Origin of the sequence: Arthrobacter sp. NPDC093139 (assembly GCF_044754165.1) — a bacterium.
In the GTDB taxonomy this organism is placed as follows: Bacteria; Actinomycetota; Actinomycetes; order Actinomycetales; family Micrococcaceae; genus Arthrobacter.
Map to the genome: position 1 here is coordinate 93,281 of NZ_JBIVOO010000012.1, position 19,632 is coordinate 112,912.

Annotated in this window: 15 protein-coding genes and 1 pseudogene; 8 read left to right on the forward strand and 8 right to left on the reverse strand. The window is 66.5% G+C overall.

Annotation, left to right across the window (positions count from 1 at the left end; genetic code table 11):
• Positions 1 to 89: 89 nt before the first annotated feature.
• From ACIP90_RS17075 to ACIP90_RS17085, 3 genes are read right to left on the reverse strand one after another with little or no spacing between them, the layout of a single operon-like run.
• Positions 90 to 1,139, reverse strand: a complete 1,050-nt coding sequence (locus tag ACIP90_RS17075) for a transketolase family protein (RefSeq protein WP_400580755.1) — start codon at positions 1,137 to 1,139, stop codon at positions 90 to 92.
• Entirely contained in the window at positions 1,139 to 2,017 is an 879-nt protein-coding gene (locus ACIP90_RS17080; protein ID WP_400580756.1) for a transketolase, read from the reverse strand. The genes ACIP90_RS17075 and ACIP90_RS17080 overlap by 1 nt, the downstream gene beginning before the upstream one ends.
• A gap of 23 nt (positions 2,018 to 2,040) precedes the next feature.
• The gene (locus ACIP90_RS17085; protein WP_400580757.1) at positions 2,041 to 3,378 is read right to left on the reverse strand and encodes an MFS transporter; all 1,338 of its coding nucleotides are present in this window, start codon (positions 3,376 to 3,378) and stop codon (positions 2,041 to 2,043) included.
• 199 nt (positions 3,379 to 3,577) lie between these two features.
• Between ACIP90_RS17085 and ACIP90_RS17090 the strand changes: the two are divergent.
• A pseudogene (locus ACIP90_RS17090) lies at positions 3,578 to 4,229 on the forward strand (sugar phosphate isomerase/epimerase family protein).
• Between the two features lie 35 nt (positions 4,230 to 4,264).
• On the forward strand, positions 4,265 to 5,038 hold the full coding sequence (locus tag ACIP90_RS17095; RefSeq protein WP_400580758.1) for an SDR family NAD(P)-dependent oxidoreductase: 774 nt from the start codon (positions 4,265 to 4,267) through the stop codon (positions 5,036 to 5,038).
• Positions 5,039 to 5,087: 49 nt separating this feature from the next.
• On the opposite strand, the gene ACIP90_RS17100 is transcribed toward ACIP90_RS17095, so the two are convergent.
• Together ACIP90_RS17100 and ACIP90_RS17105 are read right to left on the reverse strand one after the other, a co-directional pair.
• Positions 5,088 to 6,197 (reverse strand): sulfite oxidase, encoded by a 1,110-nt coding sequence (locus tag ACIP90_RS17100; protein WP_400580759.1) that lies wholly within the window; start codon positions 6,195 to 6,197, stop codon positions 5,088 to 5,090.
• 98 nt (positions 6,198 to 6,295) lie between these two features.
• Positions 6,296 to 7,120, reverse strand: coding sequence for a hypothetical protein (locus tag ACIP90_RS17105; protein ID WP_400580760.1), 825 nt, complete (start codon positions 7,118 to 7,120; stop codon positions 6,296 to 6,298).
• A gap of 203 nt (positions 7,121 to 7,323) precedes the next feature.
• Between ACIP90_RS17105 and ACIP90_RS17110 the strand changes: the two genes are divergently transcribed.
• Complete coding sequence (locus ACIP90_RS17110; protein WP_400580761.1) at positions 7,324 to 7,731, forward strand: YchJ family protein; 408 nt, start codon at positions 7,324 to 7,326, stop codon at positions 7,729 to 7,731.
• Positions 7,732 to 7,789: 58 nt separating this feature from the next.
• Here the strand turns inward: ACIP90_RS17110 and ACIP90_RS17115 are convergent, their stop codons facing one another.
• The 3 genes from ACIP90_RS17115 to ACIP90_RS17125 form a co-directional block, all read right to left on the reverse strand.
• Complete coding sequence (locus ACIP90_RS17115; RefSeq protein ID WP_400580762.1) at positions 7,790 to 8,620, reverse strand: hypothetical protein; 831 nt, start codon at positions 8,618 to 8,620, stop codon at positions 7,790 to 7,792.
• Between the two features lie 178 nt (positions 8,621 to 8,798).
• Complete coding sequence (locus tag ACIP90_RS17120) at positions 8,799 to 10,844, reverse strand: acyl-CoA dehydrogenase family protein (protein ID WP_400580763.1); 2,046 nt, start codon at positions 10,842 to 10,844, stop codon at positions 8,799 to 8,801.
• Positions 10,845 to 10,906: 62 nt separating this feature from the next.
• Complete coding sequence (locus tag ACIP90_RS17125; protein ID WP_400580778.1) at positions 10,907 to 11,209, reverse strand: hypothetical protein; 303 nt, start codon at positions 11,207 to 11,209, stop codon at positions 10,907 to 10,909.
• Between the two features lie 325 nt (positions 11,210 to 11,534).
• On the opposite strand from ACIP90_RS17125, the gene ACIP90_RS17130 reads away from it, so the two are divergent.
• The 5 genes from ACIP90_RS17130 to ACIP90_RS17150 all read left to right on the forward strand — a co-directional run bounded on the left by ACIP90_RS17130 (position 11,535) and on the right by ACIP90_RS17150 (position 19,586).
• Entirely contained in the window at positions 11,535 to 12,992 is a 1,458-nt protein-coding gene (locus tag ACIP90_RS17130; RefSeq protein WP_400580764.1) for a DUF3375 family protein, read from the forward strand.
• Positions 12,985 to 13,833: a DUF4194 domain-containing protein gene (locus ACIP90_RS17135; RefSeq protein ID WP_400580765.1), complete on the forward strand. Its 849-nt coding sequence runs from the start codon at positions 12,985 to 12,987 to the stop codon at positions 13,831 to 13,833. Before ACIP90_RS17130 ends, ACIP90_RS17135 begins: the two co-directional genes overlap by 8 nt.
• Positions 13,830 to 17,297 (forward strand): ATP-binding protein, encoded by a 3,468-nt coding sequence (locus ACIP90_RS17140; protein WP_400580766.1) that lies wholly within the window; start codon positions 13,830 to 13,832, stop codon positions 17,295 to 17,297. Before ACIP90_RS17135 ends, ACIP90_RS17140 begins: the two co-directional genes overlap by 4 nt.
• A 220-nt stretch (positions 17,298 to 17,517) precedes the next feature.
• On the forward strand, positions 17,518 to 18,300 hold the full coding sequence (locus ACIP90_RS17145; protein WP_400580767.1) for a hypothetical protein: 783 nt from the start codon (positions 17,518 to 17,520) through the stop codon (positions 18,298 to 18,300).
• Between the two features lie 176 nt (positions 18,301 to 18,476).
• Complete coding sequence (locus ACIP90_RS17150) at positions 18,477 to 19,586, forward strand: iron-siderophore ABC transporter substrate-binding protein (protein ID WP_400580769.1); 1,110 nt, start codon at positions 18,477 to 18,479, stop codon at positions 19,584 to 19,586.
• Positions 19,587 to 19,632: the final 46 nt, after the last annotated feature.

Genomic DNA, 19,632 nt, shown 5'->3' on the forward strand with positions numbered 1-19,632 from the left:
TGGTCGACTGTTTACAGACGCTCTGTTAACAGATGGTACGGCAGAAGCGCGGGTAACGGCACGTGCCGTCCCCGCGCTTCTTGCGGCGGTCAGCCAAGTTCTGCGAGGACCTTGGCCACGATCCGCTGTACGGACAGGCCGTAACGCTCGTGCAGGGTGGGTAGGGCGCCGGCGCCCAGGAATTCGTCCGGCAGGGCCACCGGCACCACACGCTTCCCCACGCCGGCAGTAACAACTGCCGAGGCAACGGTCTCGAACAGCCCGCCCACCACGCTGTGGTTCTCCAGGGTCACCGCGAGCCGGTCGGTGTTGATTTCGGCCAGGACGGTTGCGGCGTCGAACGGCTTGATTGTGGGGGTGTGGACAACGGCGACGTCCACGTTGTGTGCCGCCAGCGCGTCCGCTGCCTGCAGGGCCCGCATGGTCATGAGTCCACTGGAGACGAAGACGACGTCGTTGCCTCCGCGCAGCACCTTGGCCTTGCCCAGTTCGAAGGTGTAGTCGTACTCGTCCAGCACGGTGGGGACATTGCCGCGGAGCAGGCGCAGGTAGGTGGGTCCTTCGCTGGCGGCGAGCTGCGGCACGGCCTGCTCGATGTCCACGGAGTCGCAGGGGTCCACGATGGTCAGGTTGGGCATGCCGCGGAAGATCGCCATGTCCTCGGTTGCCTGGTGGCTGGGCCCGTAGCCGGTGGTGAGCCCGGGAAGGCCGCCGACGATGTTGACGTTCAGGTTGGGTTCGGCGGCGTCGAGGCAGAGGAAGTCGTAGGCGCGGCGGGCAGCGAACACGGAGTAGGTGGAGGCGAATGGCACCAGGCCCGTTTCAGCGAGGCCGGCCGCTGCCCCGAATAGCAGCTGTTCGGCCATGCCCATCTGGAAGAACCGCTCCGGAAAGGCCTTCGCGAAGATGTGCATGTCCGTGTACTTGCCCAGGTCCGCGGTGAGGCCAACGATCTTATCGTTTTCCTGCGCGGCTTTCACCAGCGCGTGGCCGAACGGGGCCGGGGTGGTCTTTTGGCCGGGATCGGCGAAGGATGCGATCATGGCGGAGGTCTTGAGCTTGGGGATTGTGCTCGTGGCGACGGTGCCCTTAACTGCGGTGGCTGTTGTGGTGGCTGGGGACGTGGTGGCGGTGCTCATCAGGCGGCCTTTCCTTCGTATCCTGCGGTCAGTTGCTCGCGGCAGAGCTGCCACTCGTGTTCTTCGATGCGCATGAAGTGCGCCTTCTCGCGTTCTTCCAGCAGCGGCACGCCGCGGCCCACTTTGGTGTCGCAGAGGATCACGGAGGGTCGTCCCACCGCGGCCGCCTGGGCGGCGGCGCTGTCGAATGCCTCCAGCAGCTCGCCGAGGTGGTTGCCGTCCACCCGCTGGGTGTACCATCCGGCGGCTTCCCATTTATCGGTGATCGGCTCGGTGCGGAGCACGGAGTCGGTCTTGCCGTCGGCCTGCAGGGCGTTGATGTCCACCATGGCGGTGAGGTTGCCGAGCTGGTGGTGGTGGGCGCCCATGGCCGCTTCCCATGTGGAGCCTTCGTCCAGTTCCCCGTCGGAGAGGAAGTTGTAGATCCTGGCGTTGGAGCCTTGGTGGCGCAAACCGAGGGCCATGCCCACGGCGATGGTCAGTCCGTGGCCGAGCGAGCCCCCGGAGATTTCCATGCCGGGGGTGTAGGTGGACATGCCGGACATGGGGAGCCGGGAATCGTCGGAGCCGTAGGTTTCGAGTTCCTCGACGGGGACGACGCCGGCCTCGGCAAGGGCCGCGTAGTGCCCGATGGCGTAGTGCCCGGTGGAAAGCAGGAACCGGTCGCGCTCCGCCCACTCCGGGTCGTCCGCCCGGAAGCGCAGCTGGTCGGAGTAGACCACGGCGAGCATGTCCGCCGCGCCGAGTGCCTGCCCCACATAGCCCTGGCCCTGGACCTCGCCCATGGTCAGGGCGTGGTGCCGGATCCGGTAGGCCGCGGCTGAAACACTGTCAACGCGTTCTGTCGTGGGAGCCATGTTTTCCTGTGTGGTGGTCATTTGTGCTTCTTCCGTGCCGGTCATCAGACGTTCACCGTCTGCGGGGTGCTTTTGGTGGCCTCATCTGCAAGCTGCCGTTCGCGCCTGCCCCAGGTTTCCCGGGTAACGATGGCCGCCCAGAGCCCGATGGCGGCGTAGAAGCTGAAGAGGAGCGCGGGGCCCATCCAGCCGAGTGAAACGAACAGGAGCGTGGTGATGAAGGGCGTGAAGCCGGAGACCATCGCGGAGATCTGGTAGGCCAGGGAGGCGCCGGAGGAGCGGGTCTTGGCCTGGAACAGCTCCGGGAACCAGGGGCCCTGGGCACCGGCCAGGGAGTTCTGGCAGACAGCGTAGGAGATGACGATGGTGGCGATCACAAAGATGAACATTCCGGTGTTCACGAGCAGGAACATCGGGATGCCGAACAGCGCGGCGAACGCGCAGGACCAGACATAGAGGGGCCGGCGGCCGATCCTGTCCGTCAGCCTGGCCCAGGCCACGGTCGCGAAGATGCCCACGGCCGATGCGATGCAGAGGGCGACGAGGGTCTCGGTCTTGTCCGCCAGCTGCTCGGTGTGCAGGTAGGAAATCATGTACGTGATGGAGACGGCGTAGCCGGCGGTTTCCGCGATGCGCAGGCCGATGCCCCGGACGACGCTGCGCCAGTCTGTCTTGATGACCTCGATGATCGGGGACTTGACGATGGAGCCGCTTTCCTTGACCTCGTCAAATACCGGGGACTCGGGGACCTTGGAGCGGATGATCAGGCCGACAGCGACGAGCACGATGCTGGCCAGGAACGGAACGCGCCAGGCGAGTTCGCCGCCCAGATTTACACTGACGAGGAACACCAGGTTCGCCAGGAGCAGGCCCACGGGGAAGCCGGCCTGGACGATGCCCGTGTACTTGCCCTTTGACTTCCACGGTGCGTGTTCGTAGCTCATCAGGATGGCACCGCCCCATTCGGCACCGAAGGCCAAGCCCTGGACGATGCGGACGAAGACCAGCAGCGCCGGAGCCAGCAGGCCGACCTGCTCATACGTGGGCAGCAGGCCGATCAGGAAGGTTGCCACACCCATCAGGATGAGCGAGGCGACCAGGACGGGCTTGCGGCCCACCTTGTCGCCCAGGTGCCCGCCGATGATGCCGCCGATGGGGCGGGCTGCGAAGCCGACACCGAGGGTGGCGAAGGCCGCCAGCGTTCCGGTCACGGGATCACCCGTGGGGAAGAAGGCAGTGCCGAAGTACAGCGCGGCGGCAGTGCCGAAGCCGATGAAGTCGTAGGTCTCAATGACGGCGCCAACGCCGGAGCCGATGGCGACCCGCTTTGCGTCTTTTGTGCCGTGGACGTGGCCCCGCATTTTCAGAGCTTCGTTGCTCATGAAGAGTTTCCTTTCGAAGAGCGCTGAAAGCCTTGCCTCAGCGATGTCGACTGTTAACAGGTGATATGCCAGTGTGACCGAGGTCATGTTCAGTGTCAACAGTTAACTTAGAAGGTTGACTGTTAACAGTCAACGCGGGTACTGTGGGGGCCATCACTACCCTGCCTGTCGGGCACGAACAGCCAGAGGATCAACGACGATGTTCCATTCCCGACTCGGATGCTCATCCATCAGCTTCAGGCACCAGGACCTTCCGACCGCCTTGCGGACCATTGCGGGGCTGGGTTTCGAGGAGATCGACCTCGGGGCACTTCCCGGGGTCTGCGACCACGTTCCCTATGAACTGGACGGGCCTGCCGTCACCGCAGTGGCCAAAGACGTGGCCCAGTCCGGCTTGCGGGTCCGTTCCGTCAACGGAGACATCGGGGATCTCAACGCAGTGCTCGACGGCAGCCGGCAGGCCGCGCGGGCTCTGGACCGAATCGCTGCACTTCCTGCGGTTCTGCTGGAACTTGGACCGCGCAGAAGCGCTGGCACAGCGGCTGGCGGGCTCCGGTGTCGGAATTGTCATGGACTTCAGCCACATCGTTGCCGCCGGCGAGGACCCGGAGGAGTACCTGCGGCGCCACCAGGGCCGGATTGCCCACGTTCACCTGCGCGATGCCGTGCCGGGCAACATCAACCTCAGCATCGGCAACGGCCTCGCTGATTTCGCCGGCGGGCTGCGCTCGCTGGCGGAACAGGGCTACACCGGCCACTTCTCCCTCGAACTGGAAACCCGCGACGTGACCCACCACGAACGCCCGGCCGCCGCCGCCAAGGCTGCCAGCTTCATCACCGACCTCATCTGACCCCCCAAAACACCTCAAGAAACCCAAGGAGCATCATGACCACCATCCAGCGCACGGCCGTCCTCACCGGGGCAACCTCTGACCGGGGCATTGGCCTCACCACCGCCCGCCGCTACGCCAGCCAGGGCTGGGGCGTGGTGATCCTGGACCTCGACGGCGAGAAGTCGGCGAAGGTCGCCGCCGAAATCGGCAACGAATTCAACGTCCCGGCGTTCGGCTACGAGATTGACGTCGCCAACGAAGGCTCCGTCAACGCCGCCCACAAGGCAGTGGCGGCTGAGGTCGGCGCCGGCACCCTCCCTCCCGTGGGCGCCCTCGCGAACATTGCCGGGATCACCTCACCGGTGCCGTTCCTGGAGACCACCCTGGAGCTGTGGCACAAGGTGATGGACGTCAATGCCACCGGCACGTACCTCGTCACCAAGGCCTTCCTGCCGGGCATGATCAACAACGGCTGGGGCCGGATCGTGAACATGTCCTCCGTCTCCGCCCAGCGCGGCGGAGGGGTGTTCGGCAAGGTCCCGTACTCCGCCGCCAAGGCCGCGATCCTCGGTTTCACCAAGGCCCTGGCCCGCGAACTCGGTGACACCGGCGTGACCGTCAACGCCATAACCCCCGGTGCCGTGGACACCAACATCCGCGTGGGAAGCACCGAGGAACAGGAGGCTGCCATCAACTCCGGCATCCCCCTGGGCCGCAACGCCACCACCGAGGAGGTGGCCGCCGTCATCACGTTCCTGTCCTCCGAGGACTCGGCCTACCTGACAGGCACCACCATCGACATCAACGGCGGAAGCCACATGCACTAACAGCGGCGCGGTGCTCAGTGACTACGAAGGGTGCTGACCGGCCCCCTGCCTACTCAACGGTTACGCGGATGCACTGGGCCACATTGTTGCCCATGCCCTGATAGTTCCAATGTTGTTCGAGCGGCTGGACGGCGCCTGTGGCGTCTTTCGCACGGCATACCAGTTCGTGCTCGCCCGGGTCTGCCACCCACGGCAGGCTCCAGCTGCACCACGCGTAGGCACCGGCCGGCCTGTCCAGCTGCGCGGGCATCCAGTGCCCGTCGACGCCGACCTCCACGCCCGTCACGGGGCCCTCGCCGGACCAGGCGCGGCCGCGCAGCATCACCGGGCCCCGCGGCAGGTGCCGCCGGCGCGTGAAGAAGTCGGGGACACCCGGCGGAACCATCAGCGCGCGGACCCTCATCCGCGTCACCGGAGTGCCGGCGTCGTCCGCGGTGTGCTGGTAGCGGTACGCGACCGCCTGCTGGAAACCCTGGAATGGCGAGGACACCACCTGGATGGACTGCAGCCACTTGACGCTGGCCATGCCATACCACCCGGGAACCACCAGCCGCAGCGGGTAGCCGTGCTGCGGCGGCAGGTCGGCGCCGTTCATCTTGTAGGCCAGCACCACGTCGGCGCGGAGGGCCTCCGAAATGGGCAGGCTGCGTGCATAGTGGTGGCGGACGCCGCCCTGGATTCCTTCGTCCAGGCCGGTGAAGACCACCTCGGTGGCCTCCGGCTCGATCCCGGCCTTTCCCAGAAGGTAGGCCAGCGGAACACCCGTCCACACGGCCGTTCCCACGCCTTCAAGGGTCCAGGGCTGGCTCAGCGGCCTCGGCCTCAGGAGTGAACGCCCGTTGCCGGCGCATTCCAGTGTGACCGGCACGCTGATCGCCGGATCCCTCTTCAGGGCGGCCAGCCCCAGTTCCATGGCCCGCTCAACGGCGCCGCCTATCCTCACGTGCCAAGCAGCCGGATCGATGTGCGGTATGTCGAAGTGCGTCAGTACGTAGTGCAGTCCGGGCGGGGTGACATCCTCACGCAGCACCTCCAGCGGCATCGAATGGTTCCGTACCGCGAGTTGCAACTCAGCACTGGTCAGCGGACCGTGCGTGGGTTCCTCCGGATGCGGCGCGGGCCGGACGGACTTGCGGCGCCTGTAGATCACCTTGGACATGGCATTGCGATTCTGCTCGGTTCTGCGGGCTGGTCCCCTTTGACAGGTTTACGCCCAGCCCGCGAAGCCGTCAATGCCACAGTTTCCCGTCAGGCCACCTAAGATCGGACGCGGTTTTCCGTATGCTGCGCCAGCGAGACCATGGATCCCGTGTCCAGGACGGCCATGTGGCCCACGTCTGCAGGCTTCTTTGCCGGCCGCGCGGGCTGGGCAGAGGCGGCGAGCGAGGACTGGACCGGCTGGACTTGTGGCGCACTGCCGGCGCCCTTTGCCGCATCTGGTCCGCTTGCGCCCGCCCTGGGGGCGCGGGTCGGCCGGGGCGGGACCTGATTGACAGGGGCGCCTTCGCCGCCGTGCAGCGCTGACTCCACGAGCGGAGCCACTTTCACCACTTCTCCCACGCCTGTGACGGGCGCTTCCGGAACCGGGATGTCGAGCACCGGAGCGGTCTCCCGTGCCCGGGCGACGGCCCGGGCATCTGCAGCGGCAACCGCCTCTGCCCAGTCCTTCGCCAGGACAGGCGGCACCGGGCGTGCCGCCGTCAGCAGCGGGTGATCGGCGACGGCGGTTCGCAGGGCGCTTTGCAGGCCGGCACGGGTCATCAGTGTCTTCCAGTCCACGGAAGGACGCGGCGCGCGGACCGGGCGCGGGGCGCGGGGTGCCTTGGCAGGCTGTACCTTCGCGGGCTTCGGGGGCAGCGCCTCCGTAGTTTTCGTGTCGGCCGGCAGCCGCACAACTTCGACGGTGTCGTTCTTCGGGATCCTGCCGAACAGGGCCATCACGATCAGCACGAGCAGGCGGCTGACGCCGGCGATGACGAGCATGACGATGAAACTAATGAACAGCCCCAGCGACATGAGAAAGGCCACGAACACCGTGCCGAAAAATGTCAGGTTCAGTGCAACCGTTGTCGGATCTTCCACTTCACCCTCCTAACCCACCGCTGCTGCAAGCCGGGGCATTGCCCACATGCAACAGCCTTTACCACCTTACGGACTATTTACTGCCGACATGCCCGCATGACAAGGCCGGGCGGATGTTGTTTCGAACCTGTTACCGGACGGGTCTGTCGACTCAGGCATATAGTCGAGATCAGCAATTTACCTCCACACTTTCAGGGAACTTCGTGAGCCAGTCCCAGACCTTTACCGGCAACTGTCCTTGCCTCTCCGGAGAGCAGTACGCCGACTGCTGCGGCCGCTTCCACAGCGGAGCCGCGGACGCTGCGACGGCCGAACAGCTCATGCGCTCCCGGTACAGTGCATTCGTTCTCCTGGATACCGGATACCTCCTGAAAACCTGGCACCCGGACACCCGGCCCACCGAGCTGGAACTGGATCCCGGGCTGGAGTGGCGGCGGCTGGACATCGTCTCCACGAGCCGCGGCGGCCCGCTGGACAATCAGGGCCTGGTGGAGTTCACGGCGCATTTCAGGCAGGACGGCAAACGGGGCGTCCAGCACGAAACCAGCCGCTTCCTTAGGGTGGACCGCCGCTGGTACTACCTTGACGCTGTCGTCCTTCACCAGGCCTAGCTGCTCCGGACGGGGCCCTGCAGGGCGCCGGCGCGCGGGACCCACTCTGCCGTGGCTCCTAGTGCTCCTCGTAGTCGGCCGTCGGCGTGAAGCCAGCACGGTCCACCTTGCGGTGGAAGCGCATGCCGGCCATGCCGCCCACGACGGCGCCCACCAACGCGACGACCGCGACCACGACGGCGGCGATGATGCTCGTGGTGGTGAGCTGGCCTTCGTTCACGGGAATCCGCGGGAAACTGTTCAGCTGGGCGAGGATATTGAATTGTTCGCCGGCGATCATGCCGAGGACGGCGACAATGACGGCGGCGATTAGCGCCCAGATCCAGACCATCAGGCCCTGCTTGGCGCCGTTGAACCTCGCCATCCGCCCGGCCACGTAGCCTCCGCTGTAATACGAGACGAAGAGGATCACGAGCAGCACGATGATGCCCACCAGGCCCACCGTCTGGTTTGACGCCGCCTGGCCGATGGCGGCGTTGACGTCGGGATTGGTGGCGAGCCCCACGGCCGTTCCGGCTGCCGCCACAAAGGCCGTCAGCAACACGGCCATGCCGGTGGCCGCCAGCCAGCCGAAGAACGCCGAGCCCACCTTGACCCCGCCGAAAGCCTCCTTTTCGCGGGCCATCGCGGTCTCCCGCGAGGCGAGGCTGGGGTCGGAGTGCGGCCGCGCGTCGTCGCCCTCCGTGTCCGGAGCATAGTCCCGCTCGGCGTAGGGCGCCTGAGTGGTCATGGCCCTGGTGCTTGTGTCAGTGTCCCGTGCGCCGGTGTCCGCTTCCCGCGTATCCCCCTCGCGTGACCGGGTGGCGTCGTAAACCGGGGTTTCGTCGGGCCTGCGGCCGGACTGCATGTGCCGAGGGCGTCTGTCCTCGGAACTGATTGGGCTGCTCATCGAACGCCTCACTTTCATTGAACGGACCAGGCTCACGGTCTAAGCCGGGCAACGCAATGCCGAGGCCAAGGCGCTGGCCTCACTTCTAGCTAACTCCGTTCAATGCCTTGTAGCAAGGATGCTTACTATCCGGGTTTTCGTGCCGCCCTTCCTGGATGCAACCGGATTCCTTCCCCGGTCACCGGTACTTTCGGTGCAGGTTTTCCTTTGCCGACGCGTGCGGCGAAGCGTCGGCGATCCATGGCCCGGTGCCCTCGGACTGGTCCAGCACCCCGGCTTCCAGCCACACGTAATCCCCGGCGAGGACCTTGCGTGACAGTTCGCGGTCGCCGTCGTCCGTATTCCGCCACAGCTGGTCAAAGTATTCGTCTACGCGGACGCGGGCCTGCTCGCAGTAGGCCTCGGCCAGCTCGAATGCCGTGGCGCCCTGCTCGGGAGCCGTGCGCAGCAACATCTCCGCCCGCGAGCAGCACGCGGCCATGGCGAAGAGCTCGGCGCCGATGTCCACGATCCGTCCCAGGAAGGCCTGCTTGTGCTCCAGTCTGGCCTGCCATCGCCCCATGCCGTAGAACGTCTGCCGGGCCAGTCGCCGTGAGGACCGTTCCACGAAGCGCAGCTGCTTGGCGAGCCGGCCGAACTCGCTGTAGGAGCGGGGATCCATCCCGGCGCCCGCCACCAGTTTTGGCAGCCACTTCGCGTAGAAGCCGGAGGCCCCGACGGCGGCCCTCGCTTTGTCCGACAGGCTGGCGTCCGCGGACGCCAGATCCCCGGCGGCGGCCAGATGGGCGTCCACGGCCTCACGGGCGATCAGCAGCTTCATGATCTCCGATGACCCTTCGAAGATCCTGTTGATTCGAAGGTCACGCAGTTGCTGCTCCGCGGGCACGGCGCGCTCGCCCCGGGCCTCCAGCGAATCCGCGGTTTCGAAACCCCGGCCTCCACGGATCTGCACCAGCTCATCCGCTATCCGGTAGCTGATTTCCGTCGACCACAGCTTGGCGAGGGCGGCCTCGATGCGGACGTCCTTCTGCCCGGCGTCGGCCATCTCGGCGGACAGTTCAAAGACCGCGTCCAGGGCGAACGCCGTGGCGGCAATGAAGGCGATCTTCTTGCCCACGGCCTCGTGCTTGCCCACCGGCCTGCCCCACTGGGTGCGCGCATTGGACCATTCGCGGGCGATCTTCAAGCTCCAGCGTCCCGTGGCAACGCACAGGGCTGGAAGGGAAAGGCGTCCGGTATTGAGCGTGGTAAGTGCGATCTTCAGGCCCTGGCCCTCGCGGCCCAGCCGGTTGGCGGCCGGAACCCTCACCTGGTGGAAGCGGGTGACACCGTTTTCGATGCCGCGGAGGCCCATGAAGGCATTCCTGTTTTCCACGGTGATGCCCGGTGAGTCCATCTCGACCACGAAGGCGGTGATGCCGCCCTTATGGACCGTGCCGTCGGGGGTGCTGTGCCGCGGCACCACGGCCATCACCACAACAAGCTCCGCGATCACGCCGTTGGTGGTCCAGAGTTTCACCCCGTCCAGAAGGTACTCGGCGCCGTCGTCCGTGGGGACAGCGGTGCTGCCCATCCGGGCGGGGTCGCTGCCGACGTCGGGCTCTGTGAGGAGGAAGGCGGTAATGGCGCCGGCAGCGCAGCGGGGCAGGTATTCCCGCTTCTGTTCGGCGGTGCCGAACACCTTCACCGGTTCCGGCACGCCGATGGACTGGTGGGCGGAGAGCAGCGCGCCCAGGCTGGGGTGCACCGAGCCCAGCAGCCCCAGCGCCCGGCCGTAGTACACCAGCGACAGGCCCAGTCCGCCATACTCCCGCGGGATCTTCATGCCGAACACGCCAAGGTCAGCCAGCGCCTTCAGGTACTCGTCCGGAATCTTGGCATCGCGCTCAATGACCCGTCCGGACATGGTCCGGCACAGCGCTGTGAGCTGCTCCATAAAAGCCTCGCCGCGCTCCACGTCATCGGCTTTGGCTGCCGGCCAGGGGTGGATGAGGCTGAGGTCGAAGCTGCCGAGGTACAGGCCCTTGGCGAAACTCGGCTGCTCCCACGCGGTCTCGCGGGCCGCCTCGGCGACGGCTCTGGCATCCTCGGCAGATGCACCGGCCCCGATCTTCTCGGCGGCCACCGGCGTTTCGGACGCCGGGCTGTCGATGGGCGGGATGGTGCCGGCCTGAGGCCGGGTGGCCTGGCTGTCAGTGGCGGGACTCTCAGTGGCGGAGCTCACGGGGCATCTCCTCTAACCGGTGACCGGCTCAAGCCCTGGGTTCGCCGCGGGTGGAGAACCCTTCAGCTGTCCCTCAATGCTACCCGCGGGTAAGTACCCGTGCTAGGGGAAGGCTGCCCCGCAAAATCACCCGGCAACTCAACCGTGGATGCGTGGTGGACCAGCCGGTCCCACACGTGGTTGATGCCGTGCACCAGGCCCAGCAGCGTGCCGGCGACAACCAGCCATGCCAGCCTCCCCACGCCTACCAGAACGAGGGCGGCCATTGCCGCCACCGCCACGAACAGAACCAGTGCCAAGGCAAAAACCAGCGTTCCGATGAACACCAAGGTGGCGTTCTCCACTGCACTTAGGTCAAACTGCATGTTTCCCCCTGCGCCGTTGCTGCGGTTGATCAGTAGCACGAGCGTAGGGTGCAGAGGCGGGATCCATCCACAGCCTCGCCGGCGGATCGGGCCGGTTGATACGGGATCGAAATCATACTGCTCCGTAGGTCACGGCCTTGTCTCAGAATTATCACCAGTCACAACGGCTTCGTTACGCGGCAGGCGACGGGGACGGCAACCCCCCTGTCCGTCCGAGGTGGCTCCGGGGCGCGCCGGCGGAAAGAGGCTCTGCGTTAACCTTGTAGTTGGCAGTTTTCCGGTTTCCCGCTGCCCAGACCATCCCCGACGCAGCTTAGGAGAGTGTGTGCCCCGGTTTGCCGCGTCCTCCGCTGACGCCATCAGCGCACGGCTCCGGGACCTTGAGCTCCTGACCAAGGGGCCCGCCTGGGCGCTCACGCGCTCCGCCCCCTGGGTGATTGCCGTGCTGCAGGCGTCCTTCACCAGGACCCGGCCGCAGCTTCCGCTGGAAGAGTTCCATGCCGACGTCGATTCCTTCCTTGAGCAGCTCCGCCGCCAGGAGCCGGGGCTGGGTGGTGCGGCCAACGGGAAGACCTTTGGCGATGAATGGACGCGCAAGCAGTTCCTGACGCGACGGAACCAGTCCGGACAGATCGTGTACGAGGTCACGGAACCGGCCGCCCGCGTGCTCGCCTTCCTGGACAGCCTTTCCAGCGAACGCTCCACGCTGAATGGTTCCCGGCTGGGCACGCTGCTGGGCGACGTGGAGAAGCTCGCCAACGAAACCAACCCGGACCAGAGCGCCCGGCTGGAGTCCCTGGAGGAGGAGATCGAGGAGCGCCAACAGCTCATCCAGGACATCAGCTCAGGGGACTTTGACGGGCTGCTCGATGACGACGAGGCCGTGGAAGCCGCCGGCAACATCCTGGACCTCGCGGCCAGCCTCCCCGCCGACTACAAGAAGATGCGCGACCGCATCGAGGAGCTTGTGGGCGAGCTGCGCAACCAGATCATCGAGGAATCGCTGACCAAGGGAGCCACCATGGCCCAGGTGCTGGAAGCGGACAAGCGGCTGCGGCAAAGCCCCGAGGGCAGGACATTCCGGTCCTTCACGGCCTTCCTGGATGATCCGCAGCAGCAGCTGCGCTTCCGCTCGGCGATCGGAGAGGTGCTGAGCCGGCAGTTCGCGGACGACCTCTCAGCGGAGGACCGCGAAACTCTGAAGAACCTTGTGGCCGAGCTCCGCCACCAGCACAGCCAGATCCAGCGCATCTATGGCAAGCTCAGCGAGAGCCTGAACACCTACGTCCAAAGTGATGACTTCCGCCAGTCCGTCCGGCTCCGCAAGGTGCTGCGCGAAGCCGAACAGGCCATCCGCGGACTGCCGTACGAGCGTGAGCGGCCAGGCCTCGTCCCCGGCCCAGTGCTCTTCAACGCAGGCTTCGAATCGCTGGCCATGGTGAAGCTGTTCGATCCCGACGAGTCCGCGGCCCCGCCGAAGCTCGCGGATCCGATCGCCTTCAGCGACTCCGACCGCGTGCGCTCGCCGCGCACCCGCAAGGCGAACCCGGAGGCCATCCGGGCAGCCATGGCGGGCGCCGCTTCCCTTGCCGAGGCGTGGGGGCAGCTGCCTCCCGAGGAACGGCACATCAACTCCATCCGTGCTCTGCTCTCCCACGCCCTCCACGACGGCGCCGGCTTCGACCGCGAAGCCTGGGACGCCGTCGAGTTTGAACAGATCGACGGCACCACCCGCAAGGCCTACCTTCCGGTGGTCACCCTCACGAAGGATTCCGATGACTGAAGAGATGACGACGGCGGCCGCCCCGGCGGTTGAACCCGCCGAAACCGAAGCCCCGGTGGCAGAGCCTCGCGAAACCCGGACCGACCCCTTCCCGGTCCGTCCCCGGGACACCTTCGTCGACGGTGCGGCCCTGTTCCCCGGTGACACCGGCGTGCTCCCAATGAAGGTGCGCCAGGCACTTGTGAAGCTCCTGAAAGGCCCCTACGTCGACGGCGGACGCGACGAGAAGCTGTGGACCACACTGCTGGACAACCAGCTCATCCTCCGCAGCAGGCTCTCCGAGCTGTTCCTCACGCTGCAACTGGACCACGAGCGCAAGATCGCTGTCCTGCGGCCGGTCGACGCCGAGGCCATCGGGGGAAGCGCACGCTCCAGCATCCTGCGCCAGCAGCGTGCCCTGAGCCGGGTGGAAACCATCGTGCTGCTTCGCCTCCGGCTGCTGCTGGACCGCCACGTCACAGCCCAGACCGACCCCACAATCACGCGTGAAGAAATCGCCGAACTCGTGGCGCATTACCAGCCTGCAGGCCAGCAGGATGCCCTCCGCGACTCGGACGTGGTGAACCGGGCGGTCACCAAGCTCCTCGCCCGCCAACTCCTCCTCAGCACCGGCCTGGACGACGTCTACACGATCTCCAACGCCCTCCCGCTGGCTCTCCCCTTCGAAAACATCGGCGACATCCCGGCCCAGATCGAAGCCCTGGTTGCAGCAACGGCAGACCCCGCCGGCACGGAAGCGATGCTGGAGCTCAACGACAGCCCGCTGGTTGAGCCCGTCGAAGCCGATGAAGAGGCGGACACCGAGGACGGCGGCGACGCCGCCGAAGGGAGCGGCAAGTGAGCATCGCGACCATGCTGCCGATGGGCGAGCTCACCAACCCCGGCCAGATGCGCCTGGCGATGGTGCAGGTGGTCAACTGGGGCACGTTCCACGGCGCCCACACCATGCATGTGGACCGCAACGGGACGCTGCTGACCGGCAACTCGGGGGTCGGCAAGTCGACACTGTTCGATGCCATGCTGCGCGTGTTTGACGCCCGCCCGCGCTCCAACGAGGCGGCGGCCCAGCGCTCCGGCGGGGCCGTGGAGGACAAGAGGACCACCTTCACGTACATGCGCGGCAAGGTGGGCGACAAGGCTGTGGGGGAGGGCTCGGCCAGCGCGTTCCAGCGCCCCGGGGCCACCTGGTCGGCCGTCGCCCTGACGTTCGACAACGCCGCCGGCACGACGGTGACGGTGTCCGCGCTGTTTGACCTGCCGAAGAACGGCACCGAGTCCAGCGTCGGGCGTTATTACCTGATCGACAACAAGCCCCTGGATCTTGCCGCCATTGAGGGCATCGCCGAGAAGCGTTTCACCAAGGCGGCGCTTGAAGGCATCTTCCCGGACGCGCAGGTTTTCGACGTCCACAAGGCCTTCGCCGAGCGGTTCCGCCGCCTGCTGGGCATCAACTCCGACCAGGCGCTCCCGCTGCTCCGCGTGATCCAGGCCGGCAAGGGCCTGGGCGGCAGCGTCAACACGTTCTTCCGCGACCAAGTGCTGGATGCGCCGGCGACGCTGGCCGCTGCGGACGGCGTCGTTGAGGAATTCAGCAACCTGATGTCGATCCGGCAGCGGCTTGAAGACGTGCGGCAGCAACGCGACCAGCTGGCCCCGGTACCGGAGCTGAACAGGGACTATGCCCAGTCCCTGCTGGATGCAAACCGGCTCCGGGAACTTGCCGGCGAGGAATTTGAGGCCTACCGGCAGCGGCTCGCCGTCGCCGTCCACGAGAGGACCCTCGCCCGGATCAAGGCACGGGCGCAAGCCAAGGCCAAGGAGCTCGGCGCCGAACGGGCCGTCCGCGACAGCCTCGCCATGGACCTGCGCCAGCTCGAGGCTGAGTACAACAACCAGGGCGGCAACGCCATCTCCTCCATCGAGCAGTCGCTGGAGAACGCCCGGGTCGGCCTCAAGCTTCGCCAGCAGGTGGAAGAGGCGGCCCGCCAGTCACTCTCCGACGCCGGCCTGCAGCTGGACTGGACGGCCGAGGGGTGGGAGCAGGCCCACGAGCTGGCCGCCGCCCGCTCCGCGGAACTCAGGGACGATTCGGAGACGTTGAAGGAGCTCCGCTTCGAGGCCTTTGACGGGCACGCGACGAAGAAGCGTGAACTCGCTGCGGCCGAACAGGAGCTCATCTCCCTGAAGACGCGCAAGTCCCTGCTGCCGCCGTCGAGCATTGAGAACCGCGCTGCCATCGCAGCCGCCACCGGCATCCCCGAGGAACTCATGCCCTTCGGCGGCGAGCTCATCGACCTCGCCGAGGGAGAGGAACAGTGGCGGCCCGCCGCCGAGCGCGCGTTGCGCAGCCTCGCCACGACGCTGCTGGTCCCGGGCGAGCACTTCGCCGCCGTCACGCGCTATTTGAACAACCACACCGTCCGCGGCGCCCTGCGCGCCGTCGATGTGTCCAAGCCGCTCGCCGGCGGCGCGCTGGCTGTGGAGGACGTCTCCGACGGCGATCTGTTGACCAAGCTGGACATCCTCACGGCCGGGCCCGGCGGCGGCTCCGCCGCACAGGCAAGCGAGTGGATCCGCGAACGCATCGCCTTGGACTTCGCCTACCCGTGTGTGGAAAATCCGGACGACCTTGCCGCGCTCGACAAAGGCCTGAGCCTGGGCGGCGTGGTCAAGCGCAACAGGCACACCGTGGAGAAGGACGACCGCTTCACCGGCCGCCAGGATTACGTCCTTGGCTTTGATAACGCCTCCAAAATGGAACTCGTCGCGGCACAGGTGGCGGACCTGCAGCAGGAGCTGGCCAAAGCAGCCGAACTCGCCCAGAGCAGGGAGGAATCCCACCAGGGCATGTCCCGGCAGCTCGAGGCGCTGCGCCGCGTTGCCGAGGACCACCGTCCCTGGGAGCAGGTCTCCGCGGCGGTCGCCGCGGACGAACTCGCCCGGATCGAACAGCGGCTCAAGGACGCCCTTGCTGCGCAGGCCGACCTCGAACCGCTGCGGGCCAATATCGAGGCGGCACGCCAGAAGCACCAGTCCAGCACAGAAGCGGCCGCGGTGCTGCAGAGCGAGTACAAGGCACTGGACCACCAGCTCAGCACCGCTGATTCACTGCTGGAAGCCGCGCGGACCCGCCTGGCCCAGGCACCGCCGTCGGCCTCCACCGCCGCCGCGTTGGAGCCATACTTCGAGGGCTTCGGCGACGTGACGGAAATGCATGAGCTGGACAACCTGGCCGCCCGGGTCAGAACTCAGCTGCTGGGGGAACTGCACACCGCGGAATCCCGGGGCCAGGCGATGTCCGAGCGGCTGACCCGGATCTTCGAGGGATTCGTGCGCGAGTGGGGCACGGCGATCTCGGCCGACCACGGCACGTCGATCGGCGCAGCCAGTGAGTTCGAAGCCCGCTACCACGCGATCGTCAGCGACGGCCTGCCGGCACAGGAAGCGGAGTTCCGGCAGTTCTTCAACCAGCGCACCCACGAATCGTTCAGCACGCTGCTGCACCTGCTGGACGAGGAACGGCGCTCCATCATGAGCCGCATCCTGCCGCTCAACGGCATTCTCTCCGAGGTCAACTTCCATGAAGGCAGCTTCCTGGAGCTGGACATCAAACAGACCCTGCCGGCCACGGCCAAGCAGTTCAAGGACGCCATCCAGAACGCGCTGAAGACCCGTCATTCGCGGCCCGGCAGGGAAGCCCCCCATACCAGCGTGGACGACGACGCCGAGCTCACCAGCCGCTACAAGTCATTGGAAACGCTCGTGAAGCGGCTGGGTTCCCAGGCACCGGAGGACCGGCGCTGGCGCGCCGAGGTGCTGGATGTCCGCGGCCACCTGTTCATCCAGTGCAAGGAGCACCGCGAAGTCCACGCGCCGGCCGGAAGCAAGGGCGGCAAGCGGACCGAGGTGTTCATGCACGCCGACACCGGCTCCATGTCCGGTGGTGAGCGGCAGCGGTTCACCGCGTTCATCATGGCCGCCGCGCTGAGCTACCAGCTGGGCATCGCCGAACAGGGCTTCACCACCTACGGCACGGTGATGATGGACGAAGCGTTCGTCCTGGCCTCCGAGGAATTCGCCGGCGCCGGCATCAAGGCGCTGCACGAATTCGGTTTCCAGCTGCTCCTGGCCGCTCCCGAAAACGTGATCGACCTGTCGCGGCATCTCGGTTCCGTCACGGAGATCCTGCGGGACAAGCGCACCAACCGCTCGGGCGTGCTGACCGCCCCTGTGATTGCCCCGAAGCCCGGATCCAAAGGCCAATGGAGGTCCGAGGCCAACCCCGTGGACATCGTGCTGCGCTGAGGGTGCCGCCGCCGGGGCTCCATTTCCCCGTAACCCTGCCTTGGCTTTATAACAAATCGATGGATTTATTGATGATTGGCTAGTGAGAGCGCATTTCAGCGTGCGAATCTGGTGGGCACCAACACTTCGCCACAGCTCCACAGGGTCATCAACACTCCCACGCGGCGGGCCAGAGCCACCCTCTGCCGAGCTTGACGGCGTCCTCACGAAAGGCACCATCATGCGTACTCCTCACCGCGCCACGTTCGTCACCTCCCTGGCGGCCGCAGCCGCCCTCAGCCTTGCCGGCTGCGGGGCAGTCGCGGAGTCGGCGTCCAACAATGCGAGCCCCTCGGCGGCGGCTGTCGGCGCCACCTCCACCGCGACTGCCACGGATGCGCCCGCGACCGCCACGCCTGCGCCGGCCTCGCCTGCACCTTCCAGCACGAAGCCAGGAGCTGCTGCGCCGGGTGCCGGTGCGCCGGGTGCTGCCGGGTCCGGCACCGCCGCGCCCGGTTCCGCTGACCTGGCAACCTTCACGTTCCCGGGTGACAGGGTGTCCTTTAAATACCCGGCCACATGGAAAGTGGAACTCTTCACCGGGTCGGGGGCGGCGCCGGCATCGGGCACGGCGACTGTCTACGACGCCAACGGCAACCGGCAGGTGACCATTTACTCGGGGCATATTGCTGATGGCGTGACGCACCCGGTCACCAGGGACGTCTTCGAAACCCAGCCGGTTCCGGGCCTGCAGAAGCAGCCGGCTCCCGCCGCGCACTACTCCTTCTACGTGGACCGGGTGGCGGACGCGTCCGTCTACCGCATGCACCTCACGGCCGGGGCCCCGCCTTCCGGCGCAGACCTGGCGCAGGACGGCATCATCCGCGTCGGAAGAGATGTGCTCGTCGCGGATGTCCAGTTCATCGAAAAGCCCTTTGCCAGCGACGCAGCCGCCAAGGCATGGCTTGCGGGCGACGAAGGGCAGGCCCTGAAGGCACTCCTGCTGAGCATTTCATACCGCTAGACGGGGGCTCTGGTTGAGCTTGCTGGAGACCAGGTTCAGCAAGCTCAACCAGCGGAGCAGCAGGGCGCTGCGGGGGCACGGCACTGCACGGAGAATTACGCGACGCAAAGCTTTCGTAATTCGAGAGAGGATAGGCTAGCCTTAGTCGCGTTCGCTTCATTGATCTAAGGAGTTCCGTGACTTCCCCCCTCTTCTCCGGCCCCGGCCGTGTGCCCGGCGCAGGTACCACCCGCCGCGCCCTCCTCAAGACCGCCGGCAAGGCCACCGCCGTTGTGGCTGCCGCAGCCCTGGCGCTGACCGGCTGCTCCACCGGCCCGGCTGCTTCCGCTTCAGATCCTTCCGCTTCGGAGTCGTCCAGCACGCAGTTCCCCGTGACGATCAAGCACGCCTTCGGCGAGACCACCATCAAAGAGCAGCCCAAGCGCGTCGCCACCGTGTCCTGGGTAAATGACGACGTCGCCATCGCCCTGGACGTGGTTCCCGTGGGCATCCCGAAGAACGAGTGGGGCGGCAACGACAAAGGCTCCACTCCCTGGAAGGACGCCGCCCTCGAAAAGCTCGGCGCAGGCTTCGGCACAGACAAGGCCCCCGTTCAGTACTCCGAGGCTGACGGCATCAACTTCACTGAGATCGCTAAGCTCAACCCCGATGTCATTCTCGGCGCCTACTCGGGCCTGACCGCAGAGGACTACAAGAAGCTCAGCGAGATCGCTCCCGTCGTTGCCCACCCCGACGTCGCCTACGGCACCTCCTGGCAGGACTCCACCAGCATCATCGGCAAGGCCCTCGGCAAGGAAGCCGAGGCAGCGAAGCTGATCTCCGAGACCGAGGCCACCATCAAGGAGAAGGCCGCCAAGTACCCGCAGCTCGCGGGCAAGACCTTCATCTACGGCAACCTTGAGCCCGCCAAGGGCGACGGTGTCAACGTCTACACCGCCAACGACAACCGCCCGCGGTTCCTGTCCTCAATTGGCATGAAGCTGGCCCCGGTTGTGGAGGAGAAGGCCAAGGGTTCCAAGGACTTCTTCCTGGCATGGTCCGCAGAGAAGGCCAACGAACTGGATTCCGACATCTTCGTGACGTGGGTCCCGGACGCCAAGACCACCGACGCCATCAAGAAGGACGCGCTGCTCGGCCAGATCCCCGCCATCAAGGACGGTGCCCTGGTGGCTGACTCGGACAACACGCTGACCCTCTCTATCTCGGCCGCCTCACCCCTGAGCCTGCCGTGGTCGCTGGACACGTTCCTCCCGCAGCTCGGTAAAGCTGCCGACGCGGTCCAGTAACCAGCAATGACACCACGTACGACGACGGCGGCCGGCAGCATGATGC